At 68.4% G+C, this 18,318-nt stretch carries 14 protein-coding genes and 2 pseudogenes; 4 read left to right on the top strand and 12 right to left on the bottom strand.

Features of this window, described 5'->3' with window-relative positions:
* Position 1: 1 nt before the first annotated feature.
* The 6 genes and pseudogenes from QQG74_RS05355 to tsaD all read right to left on the bottom strand — a co-directional run.
* The gene (locus QQG74_RS05355) at positions 2–3,388 is read right to left on the bottom strand and encodes an SbcC/MukB-like Walker B domain-containing protein (RefSeq protein ID WP_341719172.1); all 3,387 of its coding nucleotides are present in this window, start codon (positions 3,386–3,388) and stop codon (positions 2–4) included.
* Positions 3,385–3,939, bottom strand: coding sequence for a DUF4194 domain-containing protein (locus QQG74_RS05350; RefSeq protein ID WP_341719171.1), 555 nt, complete (start codon positions 3,937–3,939; stop codon positions 3,385–3,387). The genes QQG74_RS05355 and QQG74_RS05350 overlap by 4 nt, the downstream gene beginning before the upstream one ends.
* A gap of 58 nt (positions 3,940–3,997) precedes the next feature.
* Positions 3,998–5,455: a DUF3375 domain-containing protein gene (locus QQG74_RS05345; RefSeq protein ID WP_341719170.1), complete on the bottom strand. Its 1,458-nt coding sequence runs from the start codon at positions 5,453–5,455 to the stop codon at positions 3,998–4,000.
* Between the two features lie 57 nt (positions 5,456–5,512).
* Positions 5,513–6,352, bottom strand: coding sequence for a nucleotidyl transferase AbiEii/AbiGii toxin family protein (locus QQG74_RS05340; RefSeq protein WP_341719169.1), 840 nt, complete (start codon positions 6,350–6,352; stop codon positions 5,513–5,515).
* 119 nt (positions 6,353–6,471) lie between these two features.
* Positions 6,472–7,044, bottom strand: a complete 573-nt coding sequence (locus tag QQG74_RS05335) for a type IV toxin-antitoxin system AbiEi family antitoxin domain-containing protein (protein WP_341719168.1) — start codon at positions 7,042–7,044, stop codon at positions 6,472–6,474.
* Between the two features lie 314 nt (positions 7,045–7,358).
* A pseudogene (tsaD, locus tag QQG74_RS05330) lies at positions 7,359–8,360 on the bottom strand (tRNA (adenosine(37)-N6)-threonylcarbamoyltransferase complex transferase subunit TsaD); the annotation flags it as partial.
* Positions 8,361–8,416: 56 nt separating this feature from the next.
* Between tsaD and QQG74_RS05325 the strand changes: the two are divergent.
* Together QQG74_RS05325 and QQG74_RS05320 are read left to right on the top strand one after the other, a co-directional pair.
* On the top strand, positions 8,417–9,031 hold the full coding sequence (locus QQG74_RS05325; RefSeq protein ID WP_341719167.1) for a superoxide dismutase: 615 nt from the start codon (positions 8,417–8,419) through the stop codon (positions 9,029–9,031).
* Between the two features lie 5 nt (positions 9,032–9,036).
* A complete protein-coding gene (locus QQG74_RS05320; RefSeq protein ID WP_341719166.1) occupies positions 9,037–9,297 on the top strand; it encodes a superoxide dismutase in 261 nt (86 codons plus the stop codon).
* Between the two features lie 83 nt (positions 9,298–9,380).
* Here QQG74_RS05320 and QQG74_RS05315 read toward each other — a convergent pair whose 3' ends face one another.
* The 4 genes from QQG74_RS05315 to QQG74_RS05300 form a co-directional block, all read right to left on the bottom strand.
* Entirely contained in the window at positions 9,381–10,538 is a 1,158-nt protein-coding gene (locus tag QQG74_RS05315) for an acyl-CoA dehydrogenase family protein (RefSeq protein WP_341719165.1), read from the bottom strand.
* Positions 10,535–11,716 (bottom strand): MFS transporter, encoded by a 1,182-nt coding sequence (locus QQG74_RS05310; RefSeq protein WP_341719164.1) that lies wholly within the window; start codon positions 11,714–11,716, stop codon positions 10,535–10,537. The genes QQG74_RS05315 and QQG74_RS05310 overlap by 4 nt, the downstream gene beginning before the upstream one ends.
* Positions 11,713–12,435 (bottom strand): methyltransferase domain-containing protein, encoded by a 723-nt coding sequence (locus tag QQG74_RS05305; protein WP_341719163.1) that lies wholly within the window; start codon positions 12,433–12,435, stop codon positions 11,713–11,715. Before QQG74_RS05305 ends, QQG74_RS05310 begins: the two co-directional genes overlap by 4 nt.
* 67 nt (positions 12,436–12,502) lie before the next feature.
* The gene (locus tag QQG74_RS05300; protein WP_341719162.1) at positions 12,503–13,513 is read right to left on the bottom strand and encodes an enolase C-terminal domain-like protein; all 1,011 of its coding nucleotides are present in this window, start codon (positions 13,511–13,513) and stop codon (positions 12,503–12,505) included.
* Positions 13,514–13,611: 98 nt separating this feature from the next.
* Here QQG74_RS05300 and QQG74_RS05295 point away from each other — a divergent pair, with 98 nt between their 5' ends.
* On the top strand, positions 13,612–14,349 hold the full coding sequence (locus QQG74_RS05295) for a methyltransferase domain-containing protein (protein ID WP_341719161.1): 738 nt from the start codon (positions 13,612–13,614) through the stop codon (positions 14,347–14,349).
* On the opposite strand, the gene QQG74_RS05290 is transcribed toward QQG74_RS05295, so the two are convergent.
* Positions 14,346–15,569, bottom strand: a complete 1,224-nt coding sequence (locus tag QQG74_RS05290) for an ATP-grasp domain-containing protein (protein ID WP_341719160.1) — start codon at positions 15,567–15,569, stop codon at positions 14,346–14,348. The two genes, QQG74_RS05295 and QQG74_RS05290, sit on opposite strands and share 4 nt — an antisense overlap.
* 316 nt (positions 15,570–15,885) lie before the next feature.
* Between QQG74_RS05290 and QQG74_RS05285 the strand changes: the two are divergent.
* Positions 15,886–16,743, top strand: a pseudogene (locus QQG74_RS05285) (pyridoxal-phosphate dependent enzyme); the annotation flags it as partial.
* A gap of 207 nt (positions 16,744–16,950) precedes the next feature.
* On the opposite strand, the gene QQG74_RS05280 reads toward QQG74_RS05285, so the two are convergent.
* Positions 16,951–18,204 carry an MFS transporter gene (locus tag QQG74_RS05280; RefSeq protein WP_341719159.1) on the bottom strand — a complete coding sequence of 418 codons (1,254 nt, stop codon included), beginning with the start codon at positions 18,202–18,204 and terminating at the stop codon, positions 16,951–16,953.
* Positions 18,205–18,318 lie beyond the last annotated feature (114 nt).

The raw sequence follows: 18,318 nt of genomic DNA, 5'->3' as shown, positions 1-18,318 counted from the left end.
GTCAGACCTCCGACGCGGGCGACGCGTTCGATTCGTGTGCCTGCCGCCGCTCGTGGTACTCCTCGATGGTCAGGCTCTGCAGCCGCGAGTAGTTGCCGTTCGGGTTGTCCACGAATCCGACTGCCGCCACGTACGGCTCGATGACGTGGATCTTCTGCAGCGGGGTCACGATCAGCAGTTGCAGGCCGATGCGCTGGAACAGGGCGAGCGCGAATCGGGTCGACGTCTCGGAGCCGCGCCCGAACGCCTCGTCGATCACCACGAACCGGAACGTGTTCGCGTCACTGGCCAGAGAGTCGAGCTTGAACTGGTAGGCCAGTGACGCGGCCAGGATGGTGTAGGCCAGCTTCTCTTTCTGCCCGCCGGACTTGCCGCCCGAGTCGGTGTACGTCTCGTGTTCGGCGTCGTCCTCCCGCCACCGCTCGGAAGCGGAGAAGACGAACCAGTTACGCACGTCGGTGACCCGCCGTGCCCAGGTCCGGTCGACGTCGGTGAAGCCTTCCCGGCCCTGGAACCGCTCGATGATCCGCTTGACCTGGAGAAACTTCTGTTCCGAGTACTGGTCCGAATCGTCGCCGCCGAGTGAGTTGTCGGTGCAGGCCCGTAGGTCGCCGATGAAGTCTCGAATCTCCACGTTCGGCGACGGATTGCCGTCCAGCCGAATGTACCGGCCCGGGTTGTAGTCGATGCCGACCAGCGACTGGTTGATCGTCGCGATCCGCTCTCGGATCAGCGCCGTCTGCTTGTTCAGCTGCGAGTGGAAGCTCGCGATGTCCCGGATCGTGTTCGTGTTCAGGTAGTTCTTGAACTCCGCCTCGAACCGGGGCAGGTCATCGCGGATCAGTCGGTCCCGCATCACCCGGTACTCCCCCGCGGACTGGATGGAGTTGTCCAGCTCGGCGGCCTCCAACGGGTAACGGCGCCGAAAGTCCGCCATCCGGCCGACCGCTCGGTTACTCGCCGCGGCCTGCCGGCGGGCAGCCTCGTCCCGCTCCAACCGGAGTTGGGCCTCGATCTCGTCGCGGAGCCGGTCGTAGCCGGCCGGCTCCGCAGGCACCGTGTCACCTGCGCGCTTGCCCAACGTGTCAAAACACTCCAGCGCCGCGCCGTACCCAGGCTCGTCCAGCAGCCGCCGCGTGTCCCGCAACCCCTGCTCGGCCCGGTCGACCTGTCCCCGCACCTGGCCGATCCGGCTCTGCCTGGTGTCCCGCTCGTCGCCGAGTTCAGTGAGCTCCACAGTGACCCGTTCCAGCTCGGCGGTGAGCCGGGCGAGTTCCCCCGAGGACGCCTCCAGCTGCCGCTTCTCCGAGCGCAGCCGTTCGATGCGTTGCACTGCCGCTGCCCAGTCCAGCTCGGTGAAGTCGGTGAACTCGACAAGTTTGCTCAGCGTGCCGTGGCGTCCGGTCAGCCGATTCAGCTGTTTGATGAGCCCATCCCGGTCAGCGGTGGCCCGAATCTGCCGTTCGGCAAGTAGCTGTGCCTTTGCCAGCAGAGCGTCGATCTTCTGTTCGACGCTCCAGCCGAGCACGTAGCCGCTGCGGTCGTCGATGCGGGACCGGTCATCTTTCTCGTGCCGGCCACCGACATCCTTGACCTGGCCAGTCCGGGTCAGCGCCCGGTCGACCCGGCGGAATTCGGCGAGCGAGTCTACGCACTGGTAGCGGGCACGTCGGCGTAATTCCCGTTCCAGCCAGGGCCGCAGCGGTGACTCAGGATGCAGCTCCAGTTTGGCGAAGAGGGTCTGTCGCTCGTCGTAGCTGGGTTCGGGCTGGCGGGGCAGGGTCGCGGGCACCCGGTAGTAGACCAGCCGTCCGCCGAGGTGCCGCCGGTCCACCCAGTCCGCGACGGCCGAGTAGTGCGCGTCTGGCACCAGCAGGGACAGCGCAAATCCACGCAGTACCCGTTCGGCGGCTCCCTCCCAGTCAGATTCCTCGGGACGTACCTGGATCAACTCACCGGCGAACGGCAGCGTGACCTCGGGCAGGTTCAGCTCGGCGCAGATCCGGGCCCGGAGTTCGAGACTGCGACGGGGGATGTTGCTCCGCCGTTCCCGCAGGCTGCGCAGCTCGGCATTGATCTCCTGCTCCTGACCCGCGAGCTCCCGCACCGCGACTGCGGCCTCGGTCAGCTCGTTCTGCCGGTCGGCGCGGTCCTGGCCGCATCGGGCCAGCTCGTCGGCGACTTCCCCCCGGCGGTCGGTGAACTGCGGCAGCGCCTCGACGGGTGCCAGTCCCGCCTCGGCGAGCAACCCAGCGTACCGATCAAAACGCCGCCGCCGCTCCTCCCGCGCTGTCTCGGTCTCGCTGACCTGTCGCTCCAACTCGGCGACCCGGTCACCGCCATGCCCCGCGCGCTCCAATGTCAGCCGGTCCCGTCGCTGCCCCAGCTCAGCAATCCGCCCTTTCACGCCCGCCAACGCGGCCTGCTCTGCCGCCAACGCCGAGCTGTGTGTGGTGACCTCGGCCCGAAACAGTTCCGCCTTACCCCGCGCGCAGAAGTACGGCAAAGCCGAGCGCTGGGCGTCCAAGGACGCGATCTGGGCCGCATGGCCGTCGTACGCGTCGCACGCATCCAGGAGGGGTTGCAGCTCAGCGAGCTGCTCGCGGGCCTTCACCACAGCCTCGTGTGCACGGGTCAGGTCGTCGAAGTGCGCGACCAGCCGGCGAATCCAGTCCGCAGCGTCGAACGGCTCCAGCATGTGGTTACGGACGAAGTCGTTGAGATCGCCGACCGCCTTTATCGACACCGTCTGGTGGAACAGGTCCATCGCCTGGTCCGAGGCGATACCGAGACGCCGCCGGAAGTCCTTGCCGTACTCCGGGAAGTGGTCGTAGATCTTGGCACCGGACTGTCTCAGCCGCTTCCTGAGCTGGGCGACCTCACTGCCGAAATCGACGAAGTCGGTGCCGACCGTGAGCTCCTCGCCGGCGGTCACGAAGAACCGCTCCGGCTGCCCGGAGTTGCCGTCCCGGGTCCAAAAGACCTGTCCGAGCGTGACGGTGGCGCCGGTCGCCGCGTTGCCGAAAACCCCGAGCAGCACCGAGTAGCTGCTGCCGCCACGCAACCCGACCGGCCTGGACGTCCCGGTCGCCTCGTTCCGCTCCGACTTGTAGTAACCCAGCACGTATGAGCGCAGCGACCGTTCCCGAGTTTCGGCACCGGCAGCCCGGTTGTAAGAGATTTTGTGGGCTGGGAGCAGCAGCGTGGTGATGGCATCAACCACTGTCGACTTTCCGGAACCTATGTCGCCGGTCAGTAGCGCGGTGGCGCCGTCCAGCCGAAAGGTCCAGACCCGGCCGTCGAAGGTACCCCAGTTGCGAAGTTCCAGCCGCAGCAGCCGGAATCCCGGCGCTGTCGCGACGGCACCGGTCTGGCCATGATCGGTCACTGTGGCCCCGCCGTGGTTCCGGACAGCTCGGCTGCATACTCGGCGAGCCGGGTGTCCAAGTCAGCCAACCATTGCCCGTCGACGAAGGCCTTGATGATCCGCCGCACCTCGTAGCTCGCTTCCCCGTCGTCGAGCCGGCGGAGGAACCCCAGCTCGACCACCTTGTGGAGATGGGTGTCGATCTGGTCGACCAGCCGGGCTTCGCCGATCGTCGTCGGCATGAAGGTCGTGAGCAGGTCGATCACCTGCTGGCGGGTAAGCACCAGCCGGGTGTCACTGTTGTTCGCGTCGAACTCGGCGAGTTTCTTGCGCAGGAGCGCCAGCAGCAGGCTGACGTGGAACGACAGCGACCGACGCGGGATCAGCCGGGGCACGGCGGGCCCGTCCAGGTCGGAATCGTCCGGTCGAGAGCGCAAAAAGGCATATCCCTCAGCCTCATCGATCGCCACGGTCAGCCCCATCACCGCGACGTAGTCGCGTACCTGTGTCTGCAGCTGCGTCAGGTGCAGCCACGGAACCGGGTGGGCGTCCCGGTAGACAACGCCCTTCATCAGGTGCGTGACGGCGATCGAGAGGTTGGGCTCGGCAGGCCGGGACGTTCGAGACACTTTATTCGCCTCCGGGGAGGGATCTGCGCACGAAAGCCACCGCAGGCAGGATCGCTTCCCGCTGCCGGCCGTCTGCGTCGTGCCAGCGTACGTGCTCCTGCCGCCGCTCATCGAAGACCAACTCGAACGTCAGGTCCTTGTCCAGCGACAGATAGGTGACAAGTTCCGCCAGCCCCTGCTCCAGGGGATGCTCGGCCAGCAGCTCGGGCAACGAAACCTGCGTGCCGCCGCTGAGCGCTGCCCGGACGGCCTCCCGCAGCCGCGTTGGATCGACGTGTACCTGCTCGAAAAGGGCCGAGACATCGACCTCCGGCGGGGCCGCGTCGGCGTCGGAACCGCTGTCCAGCACCTGCTTCGCCCTGATCTGGTACAGCGGTCGCTCCATCGGCAGGACGACATGGGGAGCCACGCCGTCGATCTCGTACCGCAGGTCACCCGTCGTGTGGTCGCGCAGCGCAAGGGCATGAATCTCCACGCTACGCAGGATGTCCATCACCCGTCGGTTCTCCAGCCAGACCTGGTCGTCGAGAAACCGTCGTAGCTGTTCGGAGAGCAGCCGGACGGTGGCCTGGGTACGCTCCGCCGCGTCCAGCCAGTCGTAGTGGATGCCCCGCATCCGCGGGTCCGGTTCACCGATCGCCGCCAACGACTGCACCCGAGCCAACAGGTCGCTGAACTCCTGCTGACGCCGGGGTGACAGGAGGAAATCGTAGAAGGCGTGGAAACTTCGGCCCTGGTCGGACTCCGCGATGTCGTTACGGTTCCCCACCACCTCGTCCAGGAGCTCACCCTTCGACCCGTCCCAGGTGGCGATCCGCTCCCGCAGTTCCCGATCGAGGGTGCGAAAGTTCGCCTCCACCTCCCGGAAGTCGCCAAGCAGCCCTCGGGCGGTCGCCACGAACTGCTGGTACCGGTCGCGTTGCGCCGACGGATCGAGCAGGTCGACCTCGCCAGCGGAGACCCGGGCGATCTCGGCGTCCAACTCCGCGCGTCGTTGCCGCAGCTCCGCCAGCCGGACCTCCGGATCGGTCTCGGCACCGAACGCCATCTGCCGCAGCAACTCCAGCGCGATGTTCAGCCGCGATTCGGTGCCTACGAAGGAGCGAGCGCGCAGCGACTGCACCCAAGCAAGCGCGCGCTCCACCGCTGGCGTAGCGTCGAAGTGCACCTGGTCCGATCCGGGCGGGTAGTACTTGCGCAGCCAGCCCACGTCGGGCTGTGCCCACTCGTCCAGGTACGCCTTTGCCGTACGCGGATACGTACCCTCCCCGAACCGCTCGTTGAGCGCGAAGAGCTCGTCCTCCAACCGCCCGGCCAACTCGAATGCGGAGATCGAGCGGATGTTCTCCTCGACGAAAACCCGCCCCAGGAACGACAACACCAGGGCGGCGTGGTCTGCCCGGAGCAGGCGCCAAGCGGGACTGTTTCGACGAAGCCAGTCAAGGCCGTCGAAATCCACTCTGCCCGCCCCTGCCCACTCCGCGCCCAGTGACCGCCCAGATGTTACGGAATTCTGTTACCGAGTGCTATCCACCGACCACGCCAGATCGATCTCCGGTTGGCCGTCGTCAGGACTGTGCTGCGCGATGCGGTTGATGAGCAGCTGGACCGCCGCGGCGGCCCGGTGCACATCGGCTGGTACGTAGTCTTCGAGGCCCTCGGCTGCCGCCGGGTATAGCTCCACCCAGACCGCGGGCACCTGCAGCACCGGCGGCCACGAATGACGTGCGCGTGCCGCGAATATCTGCGCGCACGCTTCCCTTACTGCGGGGAGTTGTTCATCGTCGACGAGTGGTTCCATCAGCAGTAGATCCACCAGGTCACGGGCGCGCGTGTTTACCACACCGGGTGTTAACGGATCGGTGCAAGCGTGGATCTTCTGGGCGATCTGGAAGCGGATTGACAGGCAGGGAACCGGTGCGGCGGGCTCGAACCCGAGGCCGTCAAGCGGCGGCGCACTAACTTCTTCGTACTCGGCCGCCGCGCCTGCTTCAGCGGCGCTGATTTCGACGGGGACGGTGGCGAATGCTTTGCCGCGGAAGCTGAGCTTGACCTCGAAACGGCGGGGCTTGACGGTCAGGCCGGGGATGTCCACCTCGGCACGGCGGGTGACACGACCGGTGAAGCCAGCCCATGGGATCTTGACGGCCTCGTCCGCGAGGGACATGAAGTCATCGAGGTCACCGCGCACGACTGCATCAAGATCCTTGGAGGTACGCGACGCGGACAGCCCGAGACGAAACTCGAGCGCAGTTCCACCTTTGACCAGCAGTGGTGGGCCGCTGATCGGCTGCTCGACCCGAGAGAGCATTTCGGTGACAACCAGGGCGCTGAGCTGTCGCTGAACCCGCCCCACAAGCGTTCCCTGACTCCGGGCAAAGTTGCGTAGTCGGTCTTGCAGGGAGCGCAGGTTGGTCGGTGGTGATGCGGCACGACGAGCTGCGGGGACCGGGCTGCCAACAGGGGTATGACTTTTCACCGGCCGTTTCCTCGGTGCAGCTTTGCGGCCAACTGGCGTCGAAGCTGCCTTGCCTGCGCCACAGTAAGCAGCCCTTCTCGGCGTGCGGTGGCGATTGCCTGGGTCAGCATCTGAGGATCGATCCCGGAGGCAATGCCGTCACCAACGGCCCGCTCGGCAGTGACGACGGGAATGCCGTCAACCGCGGTCACCTCGCCCGGATCGAGCTTACGTCGCCACACTCGGTACAACTCGCCACCGGTTCGCCGGGGCGTGTACGTCGGGGGAACAGTGAGGTGCAGCCGCGATGGGTTGATATCACACAGCTGATGCAGAGCCAGCGCGGAGCCATGCGAAATGATCCCGCGCCCCTCGGCCCACAGGACCGCTTCGGCGTACTCGTCATGCTCGTCCCGAGGAAGGAACGGGACGCGGTACAACCCTCGGCCAACTTTCTCCAAGCGCCCCCGGGCGGCCATCTTGCGCAGGTTGGCGCCATCGATGCCCCGCGCGGTGGCGTCCCGTGTGCGCACGTAACCATGCTGATCGACAGCCACGTCGACGAGCTCTTCCAGCAGCGAGCGAGTCATGCGCACTAGCGTACCGCAGCGGTACGCTAGTGCGCACAGGCTCTGGTCATGTTCATGCGCAGAATCGTACCCATGAGGCACGCTTCTGTGCACAGAGCGACGCGACCGGACACCGGCCCACCCGCAGCGCTCTGAGCGATCACGTCGAGTAGAACCAGTCCCGCCACACCTAGCCCGCGATGGAGCCCATGGCGCTCCTGAGACTGGGCCCGACAGCAGCAGACCAGCCAATTCCGCGGACGCGTAGCGCTTCGTCCCGCTATGGGATGTCTGATCCGAATCGGCCACCGCCGAGATCCTCACCCATCTGGGCGTCAGCGTGGGCCGTGCAGCAACGCGCCGTGCAGAACGGCGGAGGGGTCGGCGCCGAGGTCGAGTCGGTCGGGTGTGATGTCGGCGCGGATGAGGAGGTCGCCGGTGGCGGCGATCATGGCGCCGTTGTCGGTGCAGAGGTGTGGTGACGGTACGCGCAGCCGCACTCCGGCGGCGGCACAGCGACGTTCGGCGAGGTGCCGTACCCGGCTGTTTGCGGCGACGCCGCCGACGAGCAGCAGGGTGTCGGCCTGGTGGTCGCGGCACGCCGCCAGCGCCTTGCGGGTGACGGTGTCCGCCACCGCCTCCTGGAACGACGCGGCAACATCGGCCACCGACACGGCCTGGTCTCCGTGTTTCTCGATCCAGCGGGCGACGGCGGTTTTGAGGCCGGAGAAGGAGGACTGGTAGGGCGGGTCGTGGGGGCCGGTCATCGGTCGAGGAAAGGCGATGGCGGTGGGGTTGCCGTCACCGGCGATGTGGTCGATCGCGGGTCCGCCGGGGTAGGGCAGGCCGAGGAGGCGGGCGACTTTGTCGAAGGCTTCTCCGGCGGCGTCGTCGACGGTGTCGCCGAGGTGGACGACGGGGTCTCGGGCGAGGTCGCCGATGAGGAGGAGTGAGGTGTGTCCGCCGGAGACGATGAGGGCGACGCAGCGGTCAGGGAGTGGGCCGTGTTCGAGGGTGTTGACGGCGGCGTGGCCGGCGAGGTGGTGCACGCCGTAGAGGGGTACGCCGAGGCTGAGGGCGTAGGCCTTGCCGGCGGCGAGGCCGACCTGGACTGCGGTGGCGAGGCCGGGCCCGGCGGTGGTGGCGACGGCCTCGATGTCGGCGAAGCCGATTCCGGCGCGGTCGAGGGCGTGGCGGACCATGGGGGTGATGGCGTGTAGGTGGGCGCGGGCCGCGATCTCGGGGACGACGCCGCCGAAGCGGGCGTGTTCGTCCATGCTGGTGGCGAGGGCGTCGCCGAGCAGGACACCGTCGGCGACGATGCCGTCGACAGTTTCTGTTGCAAGATAGTGGCAAGAGCATCAACATGGCAGCAACACCCTGAGGAGTTCTGATGGCGGTCTACACCCTGCCCGACATGCCCTACGACTACGGCGCTCTGGAGCCGGTGATGTCCGGCCAGATTCTGGAGTTGCATCACAGCAAGCACCACGCCGCGTACGTCAAGGGCGCCAACGATGGTCTGGAGCAGCTCGCCGAGGCCCGCGCCAAGGGTGATTTCTCGACCCTGGTCGGCCTGGAGAAGACGTACGCGTTCAACCTCTCCGGTCACGTGCTGCACACGATCTTCTGGGGCAACCTATCCCCGGACGGTGGTGACCGTCCCGATGGCGAGCTGGCCGCCGCGATCGACGAGCACTTCGGCTCGTTCGACGCGTTCGCCGGGCAACTCTCCGCCGCGACCAAGGGCGTGCAGGGCTCCGGCTGGGGCGTGCTGGCCTGGGAGCCGCTGGGGCAGCGGCTGATCGTGGAGCAGGTGTACGACCACCACGGCAACGTGGGGCAGGGCTCCACCCCGCTGCTGGTCTTCGACGCCTGGGAGCACGCCTACTACCTGCAGTACAAGAACGTCCGGCCGGACTACGTCGACAAGCTGTGGAACCTGGTCAACTGGTCGGACGTGATCGGCCGCTTCGACGCCGCCCGCGCCGCCACGCCAAAGATCTGATCGGCGTGACCGGACCCACCCCGGCAGGGGCGGAACTGGTCCAACGCGCCGCCGGGGTCATCGCGGCCAAGCATCGCGGTGACCTCTGCGGCGCCGAGGAACTCCTCGCCGCGTTCGGCTCCGAACAGGCCAAGACCCTCGGCTTCTACCTCCTGGCCGACCTGAGCCTCGGACTGCTCCGCGCGCAGAGCGGCCAGTCCATGGACGACCTCGTACGGGAACTGTCCCTACTCGTCGCCGCCACCGCCACACCGCCCGACAGCTGACGGCGGTGGTCATCCGGTCGGTGCCGTCGGCACCAGCAGACATGCCGGCGGCACCGACCGGAACACGAGCCCCCAGACCCCAGTCAGCTGTATGCCGTCATGGGTGGGTACCGGCCGGTGAGGAGGAAGGTGCCGAGTTCCCGGGCCTTGTATGCGACGGGGTCGTGCAGGGTGAGCGTGCGGGCGTCGCGCCAGAACCGGTCGAGGCCGGTCGTACGGGCCGTTGCACGGGCGCCGGTGAACTCGAAGATCCGGCTGGTCGCCTCGGTCGCCAGCCGGCTGGACACGACCTTCGCGGCAGAGACGGTCAGCGCCGCCCGGCCACGTTCGGTCGGGGTCAGGGCGAGACCCCGGGTGTCGGCCTCGGCGAGGGCGCGGGTCGCGTCGTCGGCCAGAAGGCGGGCCGCGTCCAGTGTCGCGGCGAGTTCCCCGTAACCTGCGAGCACGTGCGGGTCGTCGACGGCCCGCTCCAGCCCGCTCGCGGGCCAGGGGCGCGAATGCGTCCGCGTGTACCTGGCGGCCTCGTCGAGCGCGCCGTTCGCGACGCCGACGAGGACCTGCGTGAGTACCGCCTGGAAGGCCAGCGATACGAGGGACAGGCGTAGGCGGCCCGGGTTGGATGCCTCTTCGTCGGCCGGGAACGTGCCCAGCACGTCGCCTCGGGTGACCCGGACGTTGTCGAAGGCGATGCTTCCGCTCGCCGTCGAGCGTTGGCCCAGGTTGTCCCAGTCTGGTGGGTGCGAGATTCCGCCGCCGGTACCAGGCGTGACGACGACCAGGCGTGCCGTGTGGTCGTCGCGGATCGCGCTGACGAGCAGGCGGTCCGCGACCGCGCAGCCGGTGGCGAACGCGCCCCGACCGGACACGGTGACCGCGTCGCCGGTCAGGGCGGCCGTGATGGTGTCGCGCTGGTTGCTGACGGCGGCCACGAATACCCGGCCGGTGGCGGCCTCCTGGCGCAGCGAGGTCGCCAGCTCGGCGTTGTCGTAGAGCGAGGCTCGCCACAGATGGAGGTAGTGATAGCCGAGGAGGTGACCGATCGAGGCGTCGGTCGCCGCCACGATCCGGGTGACGGCGTGGGTGGTCGGGTGGTCGTCGGGGTCGAGGGCGAGCAGGCCGCTGTCGCGGAGCAGCTCGATCTCGGCCTGCGGCGGTCGGTTGGCGTGGTCCCGCTCCACGGCGTCCGCGCGGAGCCTCTCGGCGATAGCATGGGCGGTGGTGATCGCGTCTGCCGGGTTCATGACACACCTGCCGGTTCGAGTGTGGGGCGACGGAGCATGCGGTCTGCGAGGAGCACGATCGGCGGCAGGAGCAGGCATTGCGCGGCGATGGCCAGCCAGAATCCGGGAAGGTTTCCAATGGACTCGAACAGGTGGTAGAGGCCACCGCCCGCGAGACCGCTGAGGAACGCGCCGGCGCCTTCGGCGAGCCGCTGCTGGCCGAAGACGACCGTGGGAGATCGCTGCGTACGGGCGAGCGCTTCAAGGACGTTCTTGAGGAAGATCACCGAGTTGCCCGCGCCGATAGCGAGGATTCCGGCGGCGATCGCGATCTCGTTCCCGACGGTGAAGGCGAGCATGCCGACGGCCTGGCCGCCGAAGCCGAGGGCCATCGCGTGCGGGTATCGCATCCGCTCGACCCATGTGGAGATCAGCGGCTGGATCACGGCCAGGATCAGCGAATAGGCCATCATGGCCGACCCGTAGAACACGGCCGGCACCCGGCCCTGCGCGTACGACGACAGGTACTGGTAGAAGTGCATGTGCAGGTAGAGGGTCAGGGCGGTCACGGCGAACGGCAGCACCGCCGTGCCGTTCAACGCTCGGCGCAGCGGCTCGACCGCCTCCTGCTTGTCGCCCCGCTCCGTGGGCAGGTAGGCGTGCCCGATCGTCATTGCCACGTGCAGCGCGGTGGCGACGGCGAACATCGCGGCCGGGTCGTGGATGAACAGCGCGCCCGCCACCGGCCCGAGCGCGATGCCGACGTTGCCCGTGGCGTAGCTCGCCGACACCAGCCGTGGCCGCTCGTCCGGGGTCGCGCCGAGCACCGTATAGCCTCGAACGCTGGGCGAGTAGACCGCCGAGGCCGCCGATCGCAGGAACAGCGCGGCGATCGTCAGCGCTGGCCAGGCGCCGCCGACGAGAAAGCCCAGCGAGCCGAGTGTTTGCAGCACCATCGCGACCAGCAGGCACCGTTGCAGGCCGAGTCGCTCGGCGAGGGCCGCGCCCGGCAGCCCGCCGGCGAACTGAAGGAACGTCGCGAGCCCCAGGATGAGACCCACCTGGTCCATGCCCAGACTCATCCGGTCGCGGAGCAGAACCGCCAGGTACGGGTACACCGAAAAGTTGATCAGGTTGACGAAAAACCCGCTTCCGAGCAGCGCGAGTTGCACCCGGGTGAACCAGCGAATGCCTGTCACGCCTTGGTTCCCCGGACGATCAGTCGGGTGGCTGCGCCGTCGTACGGTCCGCCGTCGAAGTTGCCGAAGCACTGGACCTTCTCGAACCCGGCCTGGATGAACATGTCTTTCAGTTCGGCGGCGCTGTAGACCCAGCAGGTGAGCGAGGTGTGCTCGGCGTTGTTCCCGCGGACCAGCGTCCAGTCGGTGCGATAGCGGGTCCAGTCGTCGAGGATCGTGTCGCGCATGACCACCATGCCGCCGGGCACGTCGACGATCTTCGGTGGCCCGACCCAGGAGGCGTAGATCTCCTTGCTCAACAGATCCACGATCAACACCCCACCGGACACCAGGGAGCGGTACGCGTTGCGCAAGACCTGGACGTTGTCGTCGTGCTCGTCGAAATACCCGAACGACGTGTACATGTTCACCACGACGTCGAACGCGTCCGGTGACACGTACTCACGCACGTCCGCGCGCACGAACGACGCCTCGGCCTCGGCCTCGGCTCGTTCGAATAGCTCACGATGGATGTCGACGCCGGTCACTCGGTAGCCCTGGCGGGCCAGCGGTGCCGAGAAGAAGCCGACACCGCAGCACTGGTCGAGTACGCGGCTTCTCGGCGGGAATGCCAGCAGCGGCGAGGTGGCCACCAGGTCGGCGGCCTGTCGCGCCCGCTCGGCGGAGAAGAGCACGTCCGAGAAGCCGGACCACAGGGACAGATCCTCGTACCAGCTCACCGTGACCTCCCGTCCTGCGGTGTCCCGCGTCCTGTCAACATGTCGCATCGATGACCGGGAAAGTTCCTCAGGACGGCACGACGCCCAGACCGGGTGCGTCGCCGAGGACGATCCGGCCGTCCTGGAGACCGAGGCCCTGGAACGGCGGCTCCCGCAGGTACAGGTGGCCGTCGAGGTCGATGTGGTCGGCCAGCGGTGCGAGCTGCGCGGCCTGGCTGATGGCGAGTTCCGATTCGCACATACAGCTGATCATGGTTCCGAGGCCGGCCCGTCGACCGGCCTCCATGACCCGCCGTGCGCTGCGGATCCCGCCGGCCTTGCACAGCTTCACGACGAAGCCGTCGGCGTACGACCGGGCGGCCAGCACGCTCGCCTCGTCGGTGCAGCCCTCGTCGAGGAAGACCGGCAGCCGGTCGGGCACCTCCCGGTAGCGGTGGTAGTCGTCGATCGCGGTCACCGGGAACGGCTGCTCGATCAACTGGATGCCGAGCCGCCGTAGCCGAGGAGTGAGTGCGCGGGCGGTCGCAAGGTCCCACGCCTCGTTGGCGTCGATCCGGACCGGCAGCGTGGTCACCGCCCGGATCGCTTCGAGGGTCTCGATGTCGCCGGGGCCGCCGACCTTCACCTTGAAGGCGCCCACTCCCGGTGCGTTCCGGACCGCGCTCGCCGCCTCCTCAGGTCCGGCCATCGAGATCGTGTAGACGGTCGGCCCGAGCGTCCGGGCCGCCCCGGACAGCTTCCAGGTCGGCTGCCCGGCGGCCTTGCCGATCCAGTCGTGCACGGCGCCGTCGAGTGCCATCCGGGCGCCCGCCGGTGCGTCCCACCGACTGATCCGGTCGAGGACGGCCGCCGGGTCCCGCAGATCCCGTCCGAGCGCCGCCGCTCCTCCGACGTCGATCGCCGCCACGACGTCGTCCGCGGTGACGCCGTCGTACCCGGTCGGTGTGCCTTCGCCGTAGGCGGTGATCCCGTCGTGCGTCAGGGTGACCATGCAGGTTGCGACGGAGTCGATTTCGCCACGCGAGCTTCGCACCACCTCGACGAGCCGCAGCGTCTCGCGACGGACGGACAGTTCCATGGGCGGATCCTCCCGATGTGCGGCCTGCCGGAACCAGACCGGGCCCGGCCGCGACTGTTAGACACGACGGACATCAACGGCGGCGGATGGAGCAGTGAATGGAGTGGTTCGAGGATGAGGCGCTGTGGACCGGGTTCACCGAGGTGATGTTCTCCGCCGAGCGTGCCGCCGAAGCCGAGGCGCGGGTGGCCGCGTCTCCGTTGCTGCGCCTGCCGGCCGGGGCCGCCGTATTGGATCTGGGGTGCGGGCCGGGGACGTACACGATTCCGCTGGCCCGCCGGGGCGCCACGGTCACCGGCGTGGACCTCAGCGCGGCGCTGCTCGACCGGGCCGCGACGGCCGCGTCCGCCTCCGGTGTCGACGTCCGGCTCGTCCGGGCGGACATGCGTGAGTTCGTCGAGCCGGACCGGTATGACCTCGCGATCAGCATGTACACGTCGTTCGGGTTGTTCGCCGACCACGCGCAGAACATGCGTGTTCTGCGCAATGTGCTGGCCAGTCTCAAGCCTGGCGGTCGGATGCTCGTCGACATGTACGGCAAGGAGATCGCGGCCCGCGACGGCCACGAACCGAAGATCATCGACGTCGACGGCGGAACGCTGCTCGTGCGCGGCACGGTCCTGGACGACTGGACCCGGTTCCGGGACGACTTCCTCCTGGTCCGGGAGGGCCAGACGCGTACGGCCGTCGTCGAGCATGCCCTCTACAGCGCCGCTGAGCTCAAGGCGATGCTTCGCGCGGCGGGTTTCGCCGAGGTCGACTGCTTCGGCGGCTTCGATGCGGAGCCGTTCGACAACCATGCCCGGCGGCTGATTGTGCGCGGCCGACGTGTCTAGCACGACGGCCGGGTGCGGACGTGGACGGCGCCCGCCGCGGCGACGGCACGGTGCGTGGCGATCTCTGCGGTCGGGCCCTCGGCGAGCACGATGCCCGCGTAGCCGCGCCCGTCGGTGACGTGCGCGACCTGTGTGCCGATCGCCTTGGTCGGATACCATCGCGGCTGCCCCGGATAGCGGTCGAGGTCGTCGATTCCGTTCACGGCAACGAGTTCACCGGCCTGATCCGGGTAGGCCAGGACGAACGCCACCGCCGGGCCGCCGGGCAGGGCCGCGTCGAGCAGGCGGGGGCGGTGGCCGAGCGCGAGGTCGACGAGGGCGGCGTAGACGTTGACCCCGAGTGCGCGGCACATCGACTCGCCGACAAGCGCACCGCCGATGCGGGGGTTCACCTCGATCAGCTGGGGTCCGTGGGTGGTCATGGCGATTTCGATGTGGGCGAACCGGTCGGTGTACCCGAGGACCGCCAGCACCTCCCCGAGCCACACCTCGATTTCGCGGAGTTCGGCGGGTGGCAGCGCCACGGGGAATGCCGTCACGTCCTCCCGGAACCAGGGCTGGGCCGACATGAGGCGGCTCGACAGCCCCAGCAGCCGGGTCTGCCCGGCCCAGGTCAGGGTCTCGGCGCTGTAGACGGGCCCGGCCAGGAACGGCTCGGCGAACAGGCTCCCGAACAGCGCTGCGTCCGCGGCCTCGCGGCGGAGCCGGGCGAGGTCGTCGGCGTCCCGGACAAGCCACACGTTCGCGCTGCTCGTGCCGGCCGTGTCCTTGACGACGGCGGGCAGCCCGACGGCCGACGCGAGCCGGTCGAGGCTCACCGTGGCCGGATCGTCCACCCCGAAGGGCGCCACCGGGCTCAGGCTCTTCTGGTTCAGCAGATCGCGGACGCGGGCCTTGTCGCGCACCAGCCGGATCACCGCCGGATCGATGCCGGGCAGGCCGAACTCGGCGGCGAGCTCGGCGCCGATCACTCCCCAGGTGTCCGTCGAGCTGATCAGGCCCCGCAGGTCACCGATCGCGTGCAGGGATTCGGTGACCGCCTGGCGGTCGTGCGTGTCGACCGGTACGACGTCGATCGTGCCGGGCGGCAGCGTGGCCAGCTCGTGGAGGTAGAGCGACTCGACACCGGTCAGCAGCGCCAGCCGTTCGCCCGAAGAGTGGGCGGCCCTGGCGAGATGGGCAAGGCCGAAGGAGAGCATCTCGAGGCACGCAATGGTCACGTTGAATATGTCGGGCGGGCAGACCAAAGAGTTCCGATCGACTGCCGTCCATTGTGGGCAAGTCACCGTGATCCAGTCCGCAGGTCGCGGAGCACGCCGGGCACCTTCGCCCGCTGAGCTGGTCGGCCGCATACCGCGCCTGGTTCCCGCAACATTCGGTTGATTCGTCCTCGGCGACGACCCCCGGCGCCGGAACTAACGCAGTCGTGCGCGCGACCTACCCGGGGGGACCAGAAAATCGACGGAGATAACTGGTCTCGCACACTTGCCGCCCTGCCGCCCTGCCCCGGCGGCACGACACGAGGGACGACCGCCCATGCCGTTCATGGTCCCGCCCGATGTCTCCGCGACCGTCCACGGTCATGTCACCGATGCCGTCAGAGCGCCCAGCCTCATCCGCCTGTCGGAGAACATGGTGCTCGTCCGGTTCGAGACGCTAAAGATCTACGCCGCTCTCGGCGCCGTCCGGGCACTGCTCGCCGACGGCACCGTACGGCCCGGAGACACCGTCATCGACAGTTCGAGCGGCATCTACGCACTGGCTCTGGCCATGGTCTGTCACCGCTACGATCTCCGCTGCCACATCGTCGCCTCGACCACCGTGACACCGACGATCCGGTCACAGCTGGAGATCCTCGGCGCGACGGTGGACCAGATGCCGGCCGAGTCCGACCTGCGCCTCGATCAGGACCGCAGGGTCGCGCGGATCCGTCAGCTGCTGCGCGCCAACCCCGGCATGCACTGGATGCGTCAGTACCACGACCCCATCCACTACCTCGGGTACGCCGAGCTGGCCGGCCTGGTGCACGTCGCGCTGCCCGACAGGCCCCTGACTGTGGTGGCCAGCGTCGGCACCGGCGCGTCGAGCGCCGGCCTGATCCAGCCGCTACGCCGGCACGATCCGGCGGCCAGACTGGTCGGGGTCCAGCCGTTCGGCAGCGTCAGCTTCGGCAGCGAACGCTTCCAGGACCCCGAGGCAATCATCGCCGGTATCGGCAGCGCCATCCCCTTCGACAACGTCCGCCCCGACCTCTACGACCAAGTGCACTGGCTGACCTTCCACTACGCCATGGCCGGCACGATCGACCTGATGCGTACGCACGCCGTCTTCGCCGGCCTGTCCACCGGAGCGGCCTTCCTGGTAGCGGCGTGGGAGGCACAGCGTCACCCCGGACGCGAGCATCTCGTCATCGGCGCGGACACGGGGCACCGGTACGTGGACAAGGTCTTTACCCGGCACCGGGATGCGCTGGACCGAGCCGCGCTGAAGCCCACCGAGATCGATACCCTCAGAGATCTGACACCGCCGTGGTCGACGATGGACTGGGATCAGCGGCCCTATCCCCCCGTCCAGGAACACATCGGGCACCGGCGCCGCCTATCAACCCGATCGGGCGCTCCGAACCTCCTCGGTTCTGGGGACGAGCCGACGCAGGCGCCGAACCACCGCCACCACCAGCGGCGGAAGCAGGATGCACTGGGCGGCCACGACCAGCCAGAACCCCGACAGCTGACCCGCCCGCTCGAAGAGTCCGTACACGCTGCCGCCGACGACACCGCTGAGGAAGGAACCGACCCCTACGGCCAGCCGCTGCTGACCGAAGACGGCCGTCGCTGACCGCTTCGAGCCCGCCAACGCCATAAGGTCGTTCTTGAGGAAGAGCACCGCGTTGCCGACGCTGATCGCCGCGACTCCGGCCCCGATCGTGAACATGTTTCCACCGGCGAACGCGACCATCCCCGTCGCCAGGAAGCCGAAACCGATCGCCATCGCCGACGGATGGCTCATCCGCTCGACCCGGTGCGCCACGAGGGGCTGCACGAGGACCAGCCCGAGGGAGTAACCCATCATCGCCACGCCGTAGAACAGCGCGGCTACTCGGCCCTCCGCGTAGCTGGAGAGGTACTGGTAGAACTGCATGTAGAGGTAGACCGACAGGGCGGTGACGACGAAGGGCAGCACCACGATGCCGTGCAACATCCGGTGATACGGCTCGACCGGCGGGGCGTCGGGGACCATCCGCTCCCTGGGCAGGAAGAAGTGCCAGACCCCGAGAATGGCGTAGACCACCGTGACGACCGCGAACATGCTGCTCGGACGCTGGATGAGCAGGGCGCCCAGCACCGGCCCGAGGGCGACGCCCAGGTTGCTGGCGGCGTTGCCGGCAGAGACCAGCCGGGGCCGCTGCTGCGGGTCGGCTCCGTGTACCAGGTAGCTGCGGTACGCCGGTGAATACAGCGAACCTCCGCTGGAAATGAGGAACAGTCCCACGACGGTGGACACCGGGCCTGTCGCTCCGAGAAGGAAGGCGCCGCCGCCGAGGCTGTAGAGGACCATGGCACCGCGCAGCGAGCGCTGCAGCCCGATCCGCTCGGCCAGCGCCGCGCTGAGCGGGGCGCTGGCGAACTGCACCAGCGTGGCGGCCCCGAGCACGACCCCGACCTGCGCCATCCCGAGCCCCGTCCGGTCGCGCAGCAGAACCGCCAGGTACGGATAGACCGAGAACGAGCCGACGTTGACCAGGAGACCACCCAGCAGCAACGCGATTTGGGCGCCCGTGAAGGGGTGATCCCGCAACGACAGCAGACGGTTACGCGCGACCGACCCGGTCCGGGACGATGTCGGGGCCGCCATCAGCCGACCGGCGCCCGCGCCGCAGCCAGGGACGCTTCGCCGAAACGACGGCTCCGTGCCGCGTACCAGCTCACCCGTGACCTCCCGGCCCGATCCCGCACCCGAGACCGCCCG

The organism is Micromonospora sp. FIMYZ51, from assembly GCF_038246755.1.
Lineage (GTDB): Bacteria > Actinomycetota > Actinomycetes > Mycobacteriales > Micromonosporaceae > Micromonospora.
Note: the sequence above shows the minus strand (reverse complement) of the source record. Positions and strands in the feature narration are given on the sequence as shown.

What these genes read in the sequence shown, in the direction of transcription:
- QQG74_RS05280 (WP_341719159.1), bottom strand. Translation starts at nt 18,204, where the DNA reads ATGGCGGCCCCGACATCGTCCCGGACCGGGTCGGTCGCGCGTAACCGT.
- QQG74_RS05315 (WP_341719165.1), bottom strand. Translation starts at nt 10,538, where the DNA reads ATGAACCCGGCAGACGCGATCACCACCGCCCATGCTATCGCCGAGAGG.
- QQG74_RS05295 (WP_341719161.1), top strand. Translation starts at nt 13,612, where the DNA reads ATGGAGTGGTTCGAGGATGAGGCGCTGTGGACCGGGTTCACCGAGGTG.
- QQG74_RS05350 (WP_341719171.1), bottom strand. Translation starts at nt 3,939, where the DNA reads ATGAAGGGCGTTGTCTACCGGGACGCCCACCCGGTTCCGTGGCTGCAC.
- QQG74_RS05325 (WP_341719167.1), top strand. Translation starts at nt 8,417, where the DNA reads ATGGCGGTCTACACCCTGCCCGACATGCCCTACGACTACGGCGCTCTG.
- QQG74_RS05300 (WP_341719162.1), bottom strand. Translation starts at nt 13,513, where the DNA reads ATGGAACTGTCCGTCCGTCGCGAGACGCTGCGGCTCGTCGAGGTGGTG.
- QQG74_RS05335 (WP_341719168.1), bottom strand. Translation starts at nt 7,044, where the DNA reads ATGACTCGCTCGCTGCTGGAAGAGCTCGTCGACGTGGCTGTCGATCAG.